This is a genomic window from Rubrivirga aquatilis, assembly GCF_046845665.1.
Lineage (GTDB): Bacteria > Bacteroidota > Rhodothermia > Rhodothermales > Rubricoccaceae > Rubrivirga.
Genome location: NZ_CP177355.1, coordinates 1,865,211 through 1,880,902, shown reverse-complemented (window position 1 = coordinate 1,880,902; position 15,692 = coordinate 1,865,211). Strand labels below are relative to the sequence as shown.

Sequence of the window (15,692 nt, the reverse complement as noted above, 5' to 3'; positions counted from 1 at the left end):
AAGCCGAGCGCGGCCGAAAACCCCGTGAACCGTGGCGAGGCCCAGCGCCTACGCCCGGCGCTCGTGGCGCTCCAGCGCGGCCACCAGCGGCGCGAGCGGAGTCGAGGCCGCAAAGATCCGGCTGTCGGCCCCGGCGTACGGCACGACGAGTTGGTCGCCGACTGCGAACGCGGCGCACGAGAACACCACGTCGTCGACACCGAGAGCCGGGTCACCGAGCCGCTCGGCGTCCCCCTGGGGGAGCAAGAGGGGCGCGAGCTGGGCGCGCACGGGGTCGTCCGCCGCCGGCTCCACGAGCGCGGCCGAGAGGTGGTAGAACCGCTGCCCGGCGGCGTCGCGGTGGCCGTGGTGCGTCAGCGCAAGGAACCGGCCGCCTCCAAGCGCGACCGGTGGGCCCGCCGCGCCGACCCACGACGACGCCCACCCGGCAAATTGGTCCGACGCCAGCACCGGCCCGCGCGAGCGCCATGGGCCGTCGGGGGACGGCGCCGACGCGAGATGCATCGCCATCGCGCCGGGCCCGGCCATCGGTCGGTGCCACAGGTACCACGTGCCGTCAACAGGCTCCGGGAAGAGCGCCCCGTTTTTGTCGTCGACCGCGTTCACGCCCTGCGCGCCGTCGCTGGCCAGCGGGCCCCGGAGGTCCCACGTCAGGAAGTCGGTCGTCGTGGCGAGGCAAAGCTGGACGCGGCCGGCGGTCCCCGGCTCGCGGTCGGCGCTCGTGTAGCCGGTGTAGAAGAGGTGATACGTATCCCCGAGGCGCGTGCAGCGCGGGTCCTCAGCGCCCAGGTCGTGGAACGGGGCGTCGGGCGCGATCACCGGCGAGGGCCAGCGGCGGACCAGGTGCATGTCGGGCGTGAACACGGCGAGCCCGAGCGACGACGCCTGAAGCGGACCAGCCGGCGTCTCGCGCGGGTGCGCCGTGCCCTGGGCGCGGTAGACCATCACGCACGCGCCTCCCGCTTGCGTCAGCGTCGCGCGCTCGTCGGCATCGAGTCCCCACACATCGGCGAGGGCCCCGAGTTCGGCGGGGTCGTCGACCAGGACGGCGGCGGGGTTGAGGACGATGCCGCTCTCCCACGGATGATCGGCGACCGGCTCGAGAATCGGTCGCCCCCCGTGGAGGCGGTCGACAGGCACAGCGGGCGGGCCGAGCACGCGGGGCGGCGGCGGCCCGTCGGAGCGGTCTTCGTGGAGCCGCGCGAGCACGTCCGCCAACGGTGCCGACGCCTGGCCGGCGCACGCGTCGGCGGCGCCGTAGAACAGGGTGAGGTCCCCGCCCTCAACGACGGCGCCCGTCGGGAAGACGACGTTGGGGATGTCGCCGACCCGCTCGAACGCCAGCTGGGGCTCGAAGACGGGCGCGCGCGTCCGGGCGATCACCTGCAGTGTGTCGCGATCGAGGAGCACGAGCCCGGCGCGGTAGACGTGGTCGGCGTCGACGCCGTGTGTGACGAGCAGCCACCCCTCGTCGGTAGAAATGGGCGGCGGGCCGGCGCCGATCTTGGTGCCCTCCCACGGCTGCTCAGGGCGAAGCAGCGTGTGGCGGTCGAGGTGCGCGAGGTGGCGCTCCCAGTAGTCCGCGCCGGGCGCGCGGAGCTGGCCCTCGTCCTCGAAGAAGGCGACCTGGATGTCGGGCTCGATGCGGTGGAGCATGGCCACCCTCCCCCCCACCAGCTCGGGAAACAGCACGGCGTCCTTGTCGCGGATCGGCGGCCCGATCCGGCCGTGCCGCTCGACCGTTGCCCAGTCGGTCGTCGACGCAAGCGCGATGCCGACGCCGGCATCCGCGGCGTGCGCGGGCTCCGCGAGCGCGGTGTACGTGAGGTAGATCGTGCCGTTGAGCCGCGTCACGCGGGCGTCCTCAACGCCCCAGTGGTCGACGTCGCTGGCGGGCGAGAGCAGGGGCTCGGCGTCGAGCGCGAACGTGCCGTCGGGTCGGCGCGTGGCGAGGCCGAGGTGCGAGATGTAGTCGCGGTACGGGAAGCCGGGCTGGCCGTCCGGCCCGGGCGGGGTATCGGCGCGCCGATACCCGGCGGGCACGCCGCGGACGACGAGGCGGAGCGTGCCGTCGGGCGCGAGGTCAGCGCCGGGGTTGAACGCGGCCCCGCTCGCCCACCACGCCTCGGGGCTAGGGGCAACGACGGGGGCGGGCTGGCGAGTGAAGAGGTCCATCAGGGGACGAGAAGAGGAGAAGACGAGGGGAGGAACAGAAGCGTGGGCAGTCAGGCAGAGCGGGCGGGGGTCGTTCGAATCGGGCCTCTTCTCTTCTTCGCCTTTCGTCCTCTTCTCTCAGCGAGTCCGGGAGGCTGCCAAAAAGGCCTGGGCGTCGGGGCCGACGAGCACGTGGGAGGCGCTCGCGTCGGGGTCAAGCACGACGACCGCCAGCGATGGGCCGTGGAACTGGCGCGAGCGGACAGTGCGGCCCTGCCAGAGCCGGGACTCGGGGGGGTCGGCGGTCGCCCACGCCCATGCGGCCGCCTCGGGGTGGGCGGCGACTTCGAGGAGCGTGAACTGCGCCTCGATCGTGCTCTCGGCGCCCGCGTTCGGGTTCGTACGGTCCGGCCCGAGCACGCCGTCGTAGCCGCGCCCCGTCGCCGGGTCCGCCATCGTGGCGCTGGCCGTGTTGAGGCCGTGGAACCACGCCGCCGCCAGCCCCGCCATCACGGCAAAGCGCTCGTCGCCCGTGGCCTCGAAGAGGCGAACCAGCCCGACCGCCGCCGGGCGCACGTCGTAGGCGATTTGCTCGAACCGCACGGCCTCGCCGGTCTCGGCGTCGAGGTGGTGGAGCCAGCCCTCGACGAGCAGGTAGGCGTAGAGCGTCTCGGCCTCGGCACGCGCGCTCGCGAGCGCGTCGGGCCCGGCGTGCCCGAGCCGACCCGCTTCGGCGAGCGCCTGCGTCTGGCTGTTGCCCCACCCGTGCCAACCGCCGGACCACGAGGCATGGCCGCCGTATGGGGCCGTCGCGAGGTCACCGAAGCACAGGCCCGCGAGGCCCTCGGCGAACAGGCGCACGCGGCGTCCGCGCGCCGTCGTCGGGGCGACGTCGTGGAGCGCGACCAGGCCGAGGAGCAGTTCGCTCGTCGCGTCGGCGGCGGTCTCTTGGACGAGCCACGCCGGAAAGATGCGGGCGCCATCGCCGGTCACGTCGACCGTCTCGGGGTAGCGCGCCAGCAGGCGGTCGAGGTGGGGCGCGACGCGGTCGAGCGCAGCAACGGCGAGGGCCGCCTCGTCGGGGTCGGTCGCCCCCAGCACGCGCGCGCCCTCGCCGAGGGCCCACACCGCCCGGGCGGTCCACCACGAGACCTCGTCGGCGACGCTGTTGGGGTGCGTCGTGTTGACCCGGAGGGCGCGGTCCCAGACGAAGTTGTAGAACAGTCCGCTGGGGGCCTGCAGCCGCCGCACGAACCGGAGCAGCTTGATGGCGGTCGCTCGCGAGCCCTGGTCGCCGGTGAGCGCGAAGTGACGGAGGTAGACCACTGCCGCCCTCGCCGCGTCGTCGACGCACGCGAGCCCCTCGTCGTCGTCGCCGACGAACCGCCAGTCGGGGGCCTCGGCGTAGATGTGGACCAAGCGGAGGGTGTCGCCGTCGACGACCACGTCCTCGCCCAGGAAATCGAGGTGGTCGAGGTTGAACCCCACGCTCGCGAGCCCGGCCTCGACGCGCGCGCGCGCCGGCTCGGCGGGCGCCGGGACCAACGCGGGCGAGCAGGCGCCGAGCGCCAGCACCATCGCAAGCGCCAGGTGCGGTCCGCGGTCCGCCGTCCGTGGTCCGTTCACGCTCATTTCAACCCCGTGGTGGCCAGGCTCTCCACGAACCGGCGCTGGAAGACGAGGTACGCCAGCACGACGGGCACCGCCAGCAGGAGGGCCGCTGCGAGCTGGGGGCCCAGCCGGCTCTCGGCCCCGCCGCCGACCGCGAACAGCGTCACCATCTGGGGCATCGTCATCATGGCCTCCTCGCGGACCACGAGGAGCGGCCACAGGATCTCGTTCCAGCTCCCGACGAACACCAGGATCCCCGCCGTCACGAGCGCGGGGACGGACAGCGGCCAGACGATCTGGAACAAGATCCGCATCTCCCCCGCCCCGTCGATCCGCGCCGCGTCGACGAGCCCCTGGGGCAAGGACAAAAAGTGCTGGCGGAGGATGAGAACGGAGGTCGCGTTCATCATAAAGGGGACCACGAGGCCGGCGTACGAGTCGGTCCACCCGAAGCCGACGACGAGCGTGTACAGCGGAATGAGCAAGACGAGGAACGGGACCATCATCGAGAACAGGACGAGCCCGAAGGCGGCCTCGCGCCCGCGCCACGCCAGCCGCGACAGCGCGTACGCCGCAAGCGACCCGAACACGAGCGCGAACACGGTCACCAAGCCGGTCACGACGACGCTGTTCCAGAAGGCGCGGCCGAGTGGGATGGCGTCGAAGACGAGCCGGTAGCTCTCCGCCGTCCACTCGCTCGGGATCGGCGCGAGCGCCCCGATCTCGGCCTCGGGCGTGACGGTCGCCAGCGCCATCCACACGAACGGGTACGCGAAGACGACGGCGCCGACGACGAGGGCCAGGTAGGTGAGGGCGCGTCTCATTCGGTTTCCACGACCTTGCGCTGCAGGAGAACGACGACCAGGATCATCAGCGCGAACGCGAGCCCGAGCGTGGCCGCGTAGCCCATGCTGTTGAAGGTGAAGGCCTGGTTGTAGATGTAGAGCAGGCCCGACAACGTGCTATTGAGCGGCCCGCCGCCGGTCAGCACGTAGGGCTCGACAAAGAGCGAGAACCCGCCGATCGTCGACAGCACGACGACGGTGACGAGGTGAGGGTTGAGCATGGGCAGGGTGATGAGCCGCCACGTCTGCCAGCGCGTGGCGCCCTCGACCTCGGCGGCCTCGTACAACGTCCGGGGGATGTTTTGGAGGCCCGCCAAAAAGAGCAGCACGTAGAGCCCGACGTTCTTCCACGTCGCCACGAGGGCGATCGAGGGCATCGCCCAGGCCGGCGACACCAGCCACGGCACGCGCTCGCTGCCCAGCGCCACCAGCATCCGGTTGACGTAGCCGGAGTCGAAGGCGAACAACTGGCCGAACAGGATCGTCACCACGACGCCGGAGACCACGACGGGCAGAAAATAGACGGCCCGGAAAAAGGCGCGGCCGGGGAGCTTCTGGTTCAGCAGCTCGGCGAAAAACAGGGCGACGGCGATCTGGAGCGGGATGTGGAGCGCCAGAAACACGCCGGTGTTCAGCATCGCGCGAGCGAACAGGTCGTCGGCGACCAGCCGCGCGAGGTTGCCCAGCCCGACCCACTCCATCGGCGTGACCACGTCCCAGCGGTGGAAGACCAAGACGAGGGCGAAGACGAGGGGGTACCCGAAAAACAGCCCGAGGTGGAGGAAGTAGGGCGCCGCGAGCGCGGGCCCTCGCCAGTCGACGCGGCGGTGCCAGGGGCGGCGTGCGGGGACGGCCGCGAGCGCGGCGGCCTGCTCGACCTGAGCGGCGGATCCGGTCGTCGGCGTCATCGGCGGGCCCAGTCCTGGATGACCTCGATGCGGTCGAGCGCACTCGCGACGGCTTGGGCGGGCGTCTGCACCCCGTAGATCGCCCGCTCGAAGCTCTGCGCGATCGCGTCCAACGTCTCCGGCAGCGACGGCACGGCGTCGACGCCGCGTGTGTGCGGGGCCTGCTCGACAAACCGGCGCAGCACGGGGCGGGCGGCGAACAGGTCGGCGAGCGCCGGGTCCGCCAGCAGGCCGTCGCGGACGGGGATCTGGCCGGTCATCTCCAAGAGCAGGCGGTCGGCTTCGGGCGAGACGAGGTACTGGACGAAGGCCCACACCGCTTGGGGGTGCTGGGTCGTGGCGAAGACGGCGATGTTCTTGTAGTCGCCGTACGTGACGGCCGGACCGTCCGCCGGCGCGTCGTCGGGGACGGGGACGGGCGCGTAGTCGTAGCGGACGTCGGGGGCGTTCTCGTCGAGCCACGCCGCCGTCCACGGGCCGGTCAGTTCGGTCGCCACGCGGCCCTGGGCGAAGGCGTTGCCCTGCAACGTCGACAGCGGGTACAAGCCGTCGGCGTACAACGTCTGGAAGAGCCCGTAGACGCCTTCGAGCGCCGCGCGGTCGACGGCGAGCCGGCCGTCGGTGCCGAAGAGCGTCTGCCCGCCCGAGGCCGCGAGGTAGAGGGGGTACACGTCGAAGTAGCGCTGGTACCAGATCGGGCGGATGTCGCGGGCCGCCATCCAGCGGTCGGTCTGGCCGTCGCCGTCGGTGTCGGCCGTCAGGCGCGCGGCGGCGTCGAGGTAGTCGGAATAGGTCCGCGGCGGGTCGAGGCCGGCCTCGGTGAACAGGTCGACGTTGTAGAGCATCAGGATCGGGTTCGTCTTCCAGGGCATCTGGTAGACGTGCCCGTCGGCGGCGCGGAAGCGGGGCGCGAGCGCGGGCGGGACGCGGGCGGCGAACAGGCTGTCGAAGCCGGGCATCCGGTCGAGCGCGAGCACGCCGTCGGCGCGGACGAGGTCGCTCAGCACGCCGGGCCAGATGTTGGAGCACAGGTCGGGCGTGGTCCCGGCCACGACGGCCGCCAGCAGGACCTCCTCGCTCGACTGCCCCGCCGGGAGCGGCTGGGCGACCACCTGGACGTCGTGCGTCGCGTTCCACCGGGCGACGAGCGTGTCGGCCCAGGCGCGCTCCTGGGGGTTCTGGCTCGTCCAGTACGTCAGCGTCACCGGGCCCGCCTCGGGGGCGTTGGGGCCGGGGTCGCAGCCCGCCAGCGCGACCACGAGGGCCAGCGCGAGCCAGCGTGCGACGCGCGAGGGTCTCCCACCGGCGGGACGAACCGTCGCATCCGTGAGGACTCGGAAGGAGAGGACCGGCACGGGGGGATGGTACGGCGGCCGGGAGAGCGAAGGCCCGAAACAACCGAGACCACCGGAGAGCGCCCGCCGCCCTTCTCCCCTCCTCTTCTCCTCTCGCCCCGTCCCGCCCCGCGATCTTCCAGCCCCCCCGCACGCCGCACCATGGCCCTCCTCACGTTCGACCGCGTCCACAAGAGCTACGGCACCAAGCCCCTCCTCGACGACGTCTCGTTCGTCATCGAGTCCGACGAGCGCGTCGGCGTGGTCGGCGCGAACGGCGCGGGCAAGACGACGTTGCTCCGGCTGGCGGCGGGGACCGAGCCGGCCGACGGTGGGCGCATCCTGACGGCGGGGGGCGCCCGCATCGGCGTGCTCTCGCAGCGGCCCGACCTCGACGACGCCGGGACCGTCCTCGACGCCGTCGTCGCGGGCGACGGGCCGGCGGCGGTCGCCGTGCGCGACTACGAGCACGCGCTCGCCCGCCTCGACCGCGAGCCCGGCGACGCCGAGGCCGGCGCCGACATCGCGCGGCTGTCGTCGCGCCTCGACGCCGTCGGCGGATGGGACCTCGAGTCGCGCGCCCGCGCCACGCTCGACCGGCTGGGCCTGACCGACCCCGAGGCCGTCGTCCGCACGCTGTCCGGCGGCCAGCGCAAGCGGGTCGCCCTCGCGCGCGCCATCGTCGAGCGGCCGGACCTGCTGATCCTGGACGAGCCCACGAACCACCTCGACACCGAGACCATCGAGTGGCTGGAAGGGCTGCTGACCTCGTGGACCGGCGCGCTGATGCTCGTGACGCACGACCGCTACTTCCTCGACCGCGTCACGAACCGGATGATCGAGGTCGGCGGCGGCGGCGTCCAGCGCTACGTCGGCTCGTACTCCGACTACCTCGAGCAGAAGGCGGCGCAGGCCGTCGTGGAGGCGGCCGAGGAGTCGAAGCGCCAGAACCTGGCCACGCGCGAGCTGGCGTGGCTCCGGCGCGGCGCCAAGGCGCGGACCTCGAAGTCGAAGTCGCGCATCGACCGCGCGCACGCACTCCTCGACGCCAAGCCCGAGGCGGGCCCGGGCGACATCGCCATCGAGTCGGTCAGCACGCGGTTGGGCAAGAAGGTGATCGAGCTGGCGGACGTGGCGAAGGGGTGGGACGGCAAGACGCTCTTCTCGGACCTGACGTACACCCTGACGCGGGACGACCGGCTCGGCATCATCGGGCCGAACGGGACGGGCAAGACGACGCTCTTGGAACTGGTCGCGGGCCGGACCGAGCCGGACGCCGGGACGATCGAGCGCGGCCCGACGGTCACGATCGGCTACTACGACCAGCAGAGCCGGGCCATGGCCGCAACGGCGACCGAGGGCGCGGACCAGCGGATGATCGACTACGTCGAGGAGATCGCCGAGACGATCGCGATGCCCGACGGGTCGTTTATCTCGGCGGCGCAGATGCTGGAGCGGTTCCTGTTCCCGCGCGAGCAGCACTACACGCCGGTCGGCCTGCTCTCGGGCGGCGAGCGGCGCCGCCTCTACCTGTTGCGCGTCCTGCTCGGCGCGCCGAACGTGCTGCTGCTCGACGAGCCGACGAACGACCTCGACATCCCGACGCTCGTCGCGCTCGAGACCTACCTCGACACGTTCAACGGCGCCGTCGTGGTCGTCTCGCACGACCGTTACTTTTTGGATCGGACCGTCGGGCACCTGTTGCGGATCGAGGGCGACGGCGGGCGCGTCCGCGAGATCCCGGGCTCGTACAGCGTCTGGGCGGAGATCGAGGCGCGCGAGGCGGCGGCGGCCGAGGCGGCAAAGTCCGCGAAGCCGGTCGCCGCAGCTGCGGCCCCTCCCCCACCGACGCCGGCGGCCCCGGTCGGCAAGAAGCTGTCCTACAACGAAAAGCGCGAGCTGACGATGCTGGAGGAGCGGATCGCCAGCGCCGAGGCCCGCCAGCCGGAGATCGAGGCGGCGCTGGTGGAGCACGCCACGGACGGCGAGCGCATCGTGGCCCTGTCGGCCGAGCTGGCGGCGCTGGCCGCGCAGCTGGAGGCGGACGTGGACCGGTGGGCCGAGCTGGCGGAGCGCGCGTAGGCGCGCTGCGCTGGCTCCGCCGACCTGCGGTTCGCGGGAAGGGGGATGGGGCATGAGGCAAGGGGCGAATGCCCGCCTCCGCGGCCTGTCAGCCCTCCGAGGTCGTCGCGCCCACCGTCTGGCGCAAGCCGGGTGCGTGTCGCTCGGAGCCCCTTCGCTCTTCCCGCTTGCCCCTTGCCCCCGGTGTCCCCGCCGCCCGCGCCGTCGTGATGAGGGCCACGGCGGCGACGACGGCGGCGCCCGCCAGCACCACGCGCGGGCCGAGGGGCTCGTCGGCGAGGGCCCACCCGAGCAAGACGGCGACGATCGGGTTGACGTAGGCGTACGTCGCGGCCTTCGCGGGCGTCGTCACCTTGAGCAGCCACACATACGCGGAGTACCCGACGATCGCGCCGACGAAGACGAGGTACGCCAGCGCCCCGGCCGACTTGGCGGACACGGCGCCGACATCAAGCCGCTCGCCGACCGCGAGCCCGACCGCCAGCAGCAGCACCCCGCCCGCCAGCATCTGCATCCCGACGTTGAGGAGCGTCGACGCGGCCTTGGGCGCGCCGCGCTGGTAGACCGAGCCGAGCGCCCAGAAAAACGCCGCCGCGCCCACCGCGAGGGCGCCGACCGGGTCGACGGGCTCGCCGCCCAGCCGCTGCGGGCCGACCAGCAGCACGATCCCGAGCAAGCCCAGCACCAAGCCGGCGAACACGGCGGGGCGCGGCCACTCGCGCAGGCGGACAGCGTCGAGGAGCACCATCCACATCGGCGTCGAGGCCACGATGAGCGCGGCGATGCCGGAGGGCACAAACTGCTCGGCCCACGACACCAAGCCGTTGCCACCCAGCAGCAACAGCGCGCCGACGACGACGGCGGTCTTCCACTGAGGCCGAGTGGACCGCCCGGCGCCCCGCGCTCGCGACCACGCGTAGAGCATCGACCCGGCGGCGACGAACCGGATGCCCGCCATCGTGAACGGCGGCATCGTCTCGATGGCGAACCGGATGCCGAGGTACGTTGAGCCCCAGATGACGTAGAGGGCCGCGAAGGCGGCCAGGACGGCCACCAGCGGCGGAGGGGCTTCGTCAGTCATAGCGGTGAAGGGCGAGGCCCGAGGCTACCTCTCCCCGCTTGCGAACGCACTGCGACGGGGTGGACTCGCGGCGTCTCCCCACGCTTGCGTCCGTGCTCCGAGGTACCCGACGCAAGCGGGTCAACGTGGCAGCGCGAGCGTCATCCAGACGCTGACGGGGTCATTCGGGTAGTCGGCGAAAGGCGGGCAGTCGACGAACCCGAACCGGCAGTACAGGGCGCGCGCGGCGACGAAGCCGTCGCCCGCCCCGGTCTCCAGACTCACACGGGCGTATCCACGAGATTCCGCCTCGTTGAGGAGCCGCGCCAGCAGCGCCGCCGCTACGCCCCGGCGCAAAACGCGCGGCGCCGTCCGCATCGACTTGACCTCGCCGTGCCCAGCGTCCAGCTCGTTGAGCGCGGCGCACCCCATGAGGTCGTCCCCGTCCCAGGCCGTCCACATCGTGATCTCGGGGCGGCGCAATTCCTCGACCCCGAGCGCGTGGGCGCTCCCCACCGACGGCATCCGCGTCAGCGCGTTATGACGGTGGTACCGGACCAAGGCCATGACCGACGGGTGCGAGAGGTCGTCGACACGGATCTCCATGGCGTGTGATGCGGGATACGGGCTCCACAATTCTGGGCGCAGCGGCCCGGAGGCGCCGACCCCGCCTCTCTGACCACTATGACCTCCGCCCGCACCGCCACCTCGCGGCGTACGACGGGCGCAACCTCCTGGCGAAGATCTCGATCGCGCGGAGCATACCGGCGTGTGAGGGCAGACCGACGGTGAGCGGGATAGAGCCACAGCCGTGCCAATAGAGATCGCGCCAAAGTCCCACTCCCCAGTAGGCCAATGACTCTGCAGCGCGTGCATTGAAGCTGAACCAGATATCGCCCACCACGCGCAGCACGGCTTTACACCTCCGGACCTTCATCAATCGGCCACCACTCATCCAAGAGCCGGGTGTCAGCGGACACAACTCGTCTCGACTCCCAGGCAGAACCTCCAAATCGATAGTACCCCAGTCACAAAGGGCTACAAGATATCAAAACGATGCTTGACCATTACTTATCTCGCGACTATAATCAAAGCTGTCCGGCAACCCACCCCCACGAACGCCATTTACCATGCGCTTCCCCACGCTCGCCTGTCTTCTTTCGCTTTCGGCCTCATTTGTCCTCACCGGCTGTGACACGGCGCTTTCGGAGCCGTCTCATTCGATGCGGACATCCATCGACATCACCTCCGACAACGTCACCCTCGTCGAGGGAAGCGTGGATCTGGACCTTGACGACCAGGACCTCTACGATTCCATCGCACGAACGGCGATGACCTCGGTCTCTGCTCACTTTGACGTGCCGCTGAATCTTCAGATGCGCGTCCCCGGCCGGACCGTCGTAGAGGTGTTGAGCCCTCGTCTGGAGACGGGCGGAACGTCGACTGAAAAGGTTCAGATCTCGGACCCCTTGCACTACTCCCAAGCGGCACTCACGTCGATCCTCGACTATGCAGCTCAGAACCTCGGCGCCGAGACTTACAGCGGCCAAGGAGTGCTCGTTCAAGGCCTAAGCGAGTGCCAGAAAAGGGCAGTCTCGGGAGGCGGCCAGCCCATGACCAATCTCGAGCCCGGTGGCTGCTCGACCCGCTGCGGTGCCTGGACCTCGTGCGCCTTCGGCCCCTGGGGCTGCTCCAGCCATTACGGCTACATCACCAATTGCGACAACGGGAGCACCATCTATACCCCATTTGACGCCTACGACGACAGAGCCCAGCTCTGCGGTTGATCCCGTGACACATGGGCTGACCTGCCCGGCCCACACGGGTCGAACACAAGGCTAAAGGACGGGAAGAGAGCCGCTGATACCAGCACCTCTCTTCCCGTTCTCAGATGACCCCCCGCACACGCTATCTGGCCCTTCTGTTCCTTGTTGGGATCACAGGGTGTGGCCCCAGCTCCGATTCAGCGCCGACTCGCGGTCTAGAAGCGGAAGCGGACCACCGCGCCGCCGTGGACTCGGTGTGGTTCGAGCACACGCAGCATGGAGAGCATGATGCCGCCATTCTCCGGCTGAACTCGCTCGCCGATCGAGGGAACCCTCTCGCGATGCGAGCCCTCGGCACGACGTATATGTCCGGCATTGGCGTCGGTCCGGACGAGGAGCGCGCGGCGGAGTGGTTTCGGCGAGCGGCCGCACACGGCGACGTGCGAGCCCAAGAGCTGATCACAGCCTACGACTCGACACAGAAGGAGAGGCGCTGACCTCTTGCGAGCCTTGAGTCCCTACGCTGCCGTGGCGCTCGCCACCTCGCGGCGGACCACGGGCGCGACCTCCTGGCCAAAGATCTCGATGGCGCGGAGCACTTCGGCGTGGGGGAGCGGGCCGACGGTGAGCTGGAGGAGATGCCGGTCGTGGCCGAAGAGCTCGTGCTGGTAGAGCAGCTTGTCGATGGCCTGCTGGGCGCTCCCGAGCACGAGCGCGCCGTCGAGCGCGATCTCGCCGTCGAACTGGGCGCGCGACGTCGGCGGCCACCCGCGCTCGCGCCCGATCCGGCCCATCGTCTCCATGAACGGCCCCACGGCCACCTCAGCGGCGTGGGCGGCCGTGTCGGCGAGGAAGCCGTGGCCGTTGATCGACACCTTGAGCATCGCCGGGTCGTGACCGGCCTCGGCGCCCGCCTGGCGGTACAAGTCGATGAGGGGGCGGAAGCGGTGGGGCTGGCCGCCGATGATCGCCAGCGCGAGCGGGAGCCCGAGCCGGCCGGCTCGCGCGACGGACGCGGGCGTGCCACCGACGGCGATCCACACGGGCAGCGGGTCCTGTACGGGCCGCGGGTAAACGCCCTGTCCGCTGAGCGCCGGCCGGTGCCGCCCGCTCCACGTCACGCGCTCGGACTCGCGCAAGCGGAGCAGCAGATCCAGCTTCTCGGAGAACAAGCCGTCGTAGTCCTGGAGCGCCTGCCCGAAGAGCGGGAACGACTCGGTAAAGGACCCACGGCCGACCAAGATCTCGGCGCGGCCGTCGGAGAGCTGGTCGAGCGTGGCGAACTGCTGGAAGACGCGGACGGGGTCGTCGGACGAGAGCACTGTCACGGCGCTCGTCAGGCGGATCCGCTCGGTCCGCGCCGCGATGGCGGCGAGCACGACGGCGGGCGCGGAGGACGCGTAGTCGGGCCGGTGGTGCTCGCCGACGCCGAACACGTCGAGCCCGATGGCGTCCGCGAGCGCGGCCTCCTCGACCAGCTCGCGCAGGCGCGAGCGCGTGGTGCCCGAGGGCGGGACTTCGGCGAACGAGAAGAGGCCGAGCTCCATGGTCTCGATTGGTTGTTGCACCAACCAAACGCCGGCGGCGGAGGCTGGGTCCCTACGCCAGCGGGCGGCTCGGTATCCTGCGCCGTGCCGCTGCCCTCCCCCCGCTCGTGATCCAACTCCGTGGTGTCGCCAAGCGGTATGGGGCGGACGTCGCCCTCCACCCGACGGACCTCGACGTGGCCCGAGGCGAGGTCGTGACCCTGCTCGGCACGAGCGGCGGCGGCAAGTCGACGCTGCTGCGGATGGTGCTCCGACTCGTGGTGCCCGACGCCGGGACGGTGGCCGTCGACGGGACCGAGGTGACGGCGGAGACGGCGGACGCGGTCCGGCGGCGGGCGGGCTACGTGGTGCAAGGCGGAGGGCTGTTCCCGCACCTCACCGTCCGCGACAACGCAGGCCTGGTGGCCCGGCACCTCGGGTGGGACGACGGGCGTGTCGACGCCCGGCTGGCGGAACTGGCCGACCTCGCGGCCCTGTCCCCCGCCCTGCTCGACCGCTTTCCCGGCGAGTTGTCGGGCGGCCAGCGCCAGCGGGCGGCGCTCTTGCGCGCGCTCATGCTCGGGCCGGATCTCTTGCTGCTCGACGAGCCGCTCGGCGCGCTCGACCCGATCACGCGCGAGGCGCTCCAGGCCGACCTCGGCCGCGTGATCGCCGACCTCGGGGCGACCGTCCTCCTCGTCACCCACGACCTGCGCGAAGCGGCCCTGCTGGCGGACCGCGTGGCGGTGATGGACGGCGGCCGGATCGTACAGCGCGGGCGGCTGGCGGAGATTGCCGACGCGCCCGCGACGCCGTTTGTCGAGGCGTTCGTGGAGGCCCAGCGCTATGCGTTGCCATGAGGTGGATCCCGAGCACCTGCCGGATCCGTGCGGTAGGGGCGTATTGCGATACGCCCCTACGCCTTGCGCTTGTCTGCCTGCTGGCGACGGCCGCCCACGCGCAGACCGAGCCGGTCGTCGTCGGGTCGAAGACGTTTACCGAGGGCGTCGTGCTGGGCGAGGTCGCCACGCAAGCGGCGCGGGCGTCGGGCGTGGAGGCCGTCCACCGGCGCGAGATCGGCGGGACGCGGGTGCTGTGGAGCGCGCTCCTCCGGGGCGACATTGACGCGTACCCCGAGTACACGGGCACGCTGAGCGAGGAGATCTTCGCGGGCCAAGAGATCGACTCCGACCAGGCGCTGGCGGCGGCCCTCGCCGCAGAGGGAATTCGGATGACGGCGCCGCTCGGGTTCAACAACACGTACGCCGTCGGTATGACGGCCGAGCGGGCGGAGGCGTTGGGCATCGCCACGATCTCCGACCTCGCCGACCACCCCGCTCTGCGGTTGGGGTTCTCGAACGAGTTCCTGGATCGGGGCGACGGCTGGCCTGGCCTGCGACGGCGCTACGGGCTCCTGCAGTCCGACGTGCGGGGACTCGACCACGACCTCGCGCTTCGCGCGCTCCAGGGCGGCGGGCTCGACGCGACCGACCTGTACTCGACCGACGCGGAGATCGCCGCCTTCGGCCTGCGCGTGCTCGCCGACGACCGCGCCTTTTTCCCCCGCTACGACGCCGTCATCCTGTACCGCGCCGACCTCGAGGACCGGGCGTCCGCTGCTGTCGCGGCCTTCGACGCGCTCGCGGGGACGCTCACGGCCGACACAATGGCGGCGCTCAACGCCCGCGTCCGCATCGACGGGCAGCCCGAGGCGGCCGTAGCCGCCGGGTTCTTGCGTCCGCGCCTTGGAGACGTCGCCGAGGTGGCCGTGGCGAGCCGAACGGAGCGCGTGTGGCGGCGCACGCGCGAGCACCTCGGGCTGGTCGGCGTGTCGCTGCTGGCGGCGATCGCGGTCGCGATTCCCCTCGGCGTGCTGGCGGCGAAGGTGCGGGGACTGGAGCCCGTCGTGCTCGGCGTGGTGAGCGTGGCGTACACGATCCCGTCGCTGGCGCTGCTGGTGTTTATGCTGCCGCTGCTGGGTATCGGCGCGGCGCCTGCCCTCGCGGCGCTGTTCCTGTACAGCCTGCTCCCGATCGTCCGCAACACGCATGCGGGGCTGACGGGCCTCGCACCCGTCCTGCGCGAGAGCGCCGTCGCGCTCGGCCTGCCGGCGGCCGTCCGGCTGCGACGGATCGAGCTCCCGCTGGCGTCGCCCTCGATCCTGGCGGGCGTGCAGACGAGCGCGGTCATCAACATCGGCACGGCGACGCTGGGCGCCCTCGTCGGCGCGGGCGGCTACGGGCAGCCCATCTTGACCGGCATCCGGCTCGACGACCTGGGGCTGATTCTGGAAGGGGCGGTCCCGGCGGCGGGGATGGCGCTGGCGGCGCAGGGCCTCTTCTCGGCGGTGGGACGCTGGCTGGTGCCACGCGGCCTGCGGCTGTGACGCCGCGCAGTACCGACGGG

13 protein-coding genes are annotated in these 15,692 nt (G+C 71.6%); 5 read left to right on the top strand and 8 right to left on the bottom strand.

The window, feature by feature from the left end; all coding sequences use genetic code 11:
* Window positions 1-48: 48 nt before the first annotated feature.
* The 5 genes from ACLII4_RS08060 to ACLII4_RS08040 all read right to left on the bottom strand — a co-directional run bounded on the left by ACLII4_RS08060 (window position 49) and on the right by ACLII4_RS08040 (window position 6,873).
* Complete coding sequence (locus tag ACLII4_RS08060; RefSeq protein WP_412070390.1) at window positions 49-2,175, bottom strand: glycosidase; 2,127 nt, start codon at window positions 2,173-2,175, stop codon at window positions 49-51.
* A 117-nt stretch (window positions 2,176-2,292) separates the two neighbouring features.
* Window positions 2,293-3,786, bottom strand: coding sequence for a hypothetical protein (locus ACLII4_RS08055; RefSeq protein ID WP_412070389.1), 1,494 nt, complete (start codon window positions 3,784-3,786; stop codon window positions 2,293-2,295).
* Window positions 3,783-4,589: a carbohydrate ABC transporter permease gene (locus ACLII4_RS08050; RefSeq protein ID WP_412070388.1), complete on the bottom strand. Its 807-nt coding sequence runs from the start codon at window positions 4,587-4,589 to the stop codon at window positions 3,783-3,785. The genes ACLII4_RS08055 and ACLII4_RS08050 overlap by 4 nt, the downstream gene beginning before the upstream one ends.
* Window positions 4,586-5,518 carry a carbohydrate ABC transporter permease gene (locus tag ACLII4_RS08045; RefSeq protein WP_412070387.1) on the bottom strand — a complete coding sequence of 311 codons (933 nt, stop codon included), beginning with the start codon at window positions 5,516-5,518 and terminating at the stop codon, window positions 4,586-4,588. Before ACLII4_RS08045 ends, ACLII4_RS08050 begins: the two co-directional genes overlap by 4 nt.
* Window positions 5,515-6,873: an ABC transporter substrate-binding protein gene (locus ACLII4_RS08040; protein ID WP_412070386.1), complete on the bottom strand. Its 1,359-nt coding sequence runs from the start codon at window positions 6,871-6,873 to the stop codon at window positions 5,515-5,517. The genes ACLII4_RS08045 and ACLII4_RS08040 overlap by 4 nt, the downstream gene beginning before the upstream one ends.
* Before the next feature lie 141 nt (window positions 6,874-7,014).
* Between ACLII4_RS08040 and ACLII4_RS08035 the strand changes: the two genes are divergently transcribed.
* Entirely contained in the window at window positions 7,015-8,934 is a 1,920-nt protein-coding gene (locus ACLII4_RS08035) for an ABC-F family ATP-binding cassette domain-containing protein (RefSeq protein WP_412070385.1), read from the top strand.
* An 88-nt stretch (window positions 8,935-9,022) separates the two neighbouring features.
* Here ACLII4_RS08035 and ACLII4_RS08030 read toward each other — a convergent pair whose 3' ends face one another.
* Together ACLII4_RS08030 and ACLII4_RS08025 are read right to left on the bottom strand one after the other, a co-directional pair.
* Complete coding sequence (locus ACLII4_RS08030) at window positions 9,023-10,015, bottom strand: EamA family transporter (RefSeq protein ID WP_412070384.1); 993 nt, start codon at window positions 10,013-10,015, stop codon at window positions 9,023-9,025.
* A 120-nt stretch (window positions 10,016-10,135) separates the two neighbouring features.
* On the bottom strand, window positions 10,136-10,600 hold the full coding sequence (locus tag ACLII4_RS08025; protein WP_412070383.1) for a GNAT family N-acetyltransferase: 465 nt from the start codon (window positions 10,598-10,600) through the stop codon (window positions 10,136-10,138).
* A gap of 524 nt (window positions 10,601-11,124) precedes the next feature.
* Between ACLII4_RS08025 and ACLII4_RS08020 the strand changes: the two genes are divergently transcribed.
* Window positions 11,125-11,781: a hypothetical protein gene (locus ACLII4_RS08020; RefSeq protein WP_412070382.1), complete on the top strand. Its 657-nt coding sequence runs from the start codon at window positions 11,125-11,127 to the stop codon at window positions 11,779-11,781.
* Window positions 11,782-11,885: 104 nt separating this feature from the next.
* Window positions 11,886-12,257: a tetratricopeptide repeat protein gene (locus tag ACLII4_RS08015; RefSeq protein ID WP_412070381.1), complete on the top strand. Its 372-nt coding sequence runs from the start codon at window positions 11,886-11,888 to the stop codon at window positions 12,255-12,257.
* A gap of 21 nt (window positions 12,258-12,278) precedes the next feature.
* Here the strand turns inward: ACLII4_RS08015 and ACLII4_RS08010 are convergent, their stop codons facing one another.
* Complete coding sequence (locus tag ACLII4_RS08010) at window positions 12,279-13,307, bottom strand: LLM class flavin-dependent oxidoreductase (protein ID WP_412070380.1); 1,029 nt, start codon at window positions 13,305-13,307, stop codon at window positions 12,279-12,281.
* Window positions 13,308-13,414: 107 nt separating this feature from the next.
* Here ACLII4_RS08010 and ACLII4_RS08005 point away from each other — a divergent pair, with 107 nt between their 5' ends.
* A complete protein-coding gene (locus tag ACLII4_RS08005) occupies window positions 13,415-14,146 on the top strand; it encodes an ATP-binding cassette domain-containing protein (protein WP_412070379.1) in 732 nt (243 codons plus the stop codon).
* Window positions 14,143-15,672, top strand: coding sequence for a glycine betaine ABC transporter substrate-binding protein (locus ACLII4_RS08000; RefSeq protein WP_412070378.1), 1,530 nt, complete (start codon window positions 14,143-14,145; stop codon window positions 15,670-15,672). The genes ACLII4_RS08005 and ACLII4_RS08000 overlap by 4 nt, the downstream gene beginning before the upstream one ends.
* The last annotated feature ends 20 nt before the right edge of the window (window positions 15,673-15,692 follow it).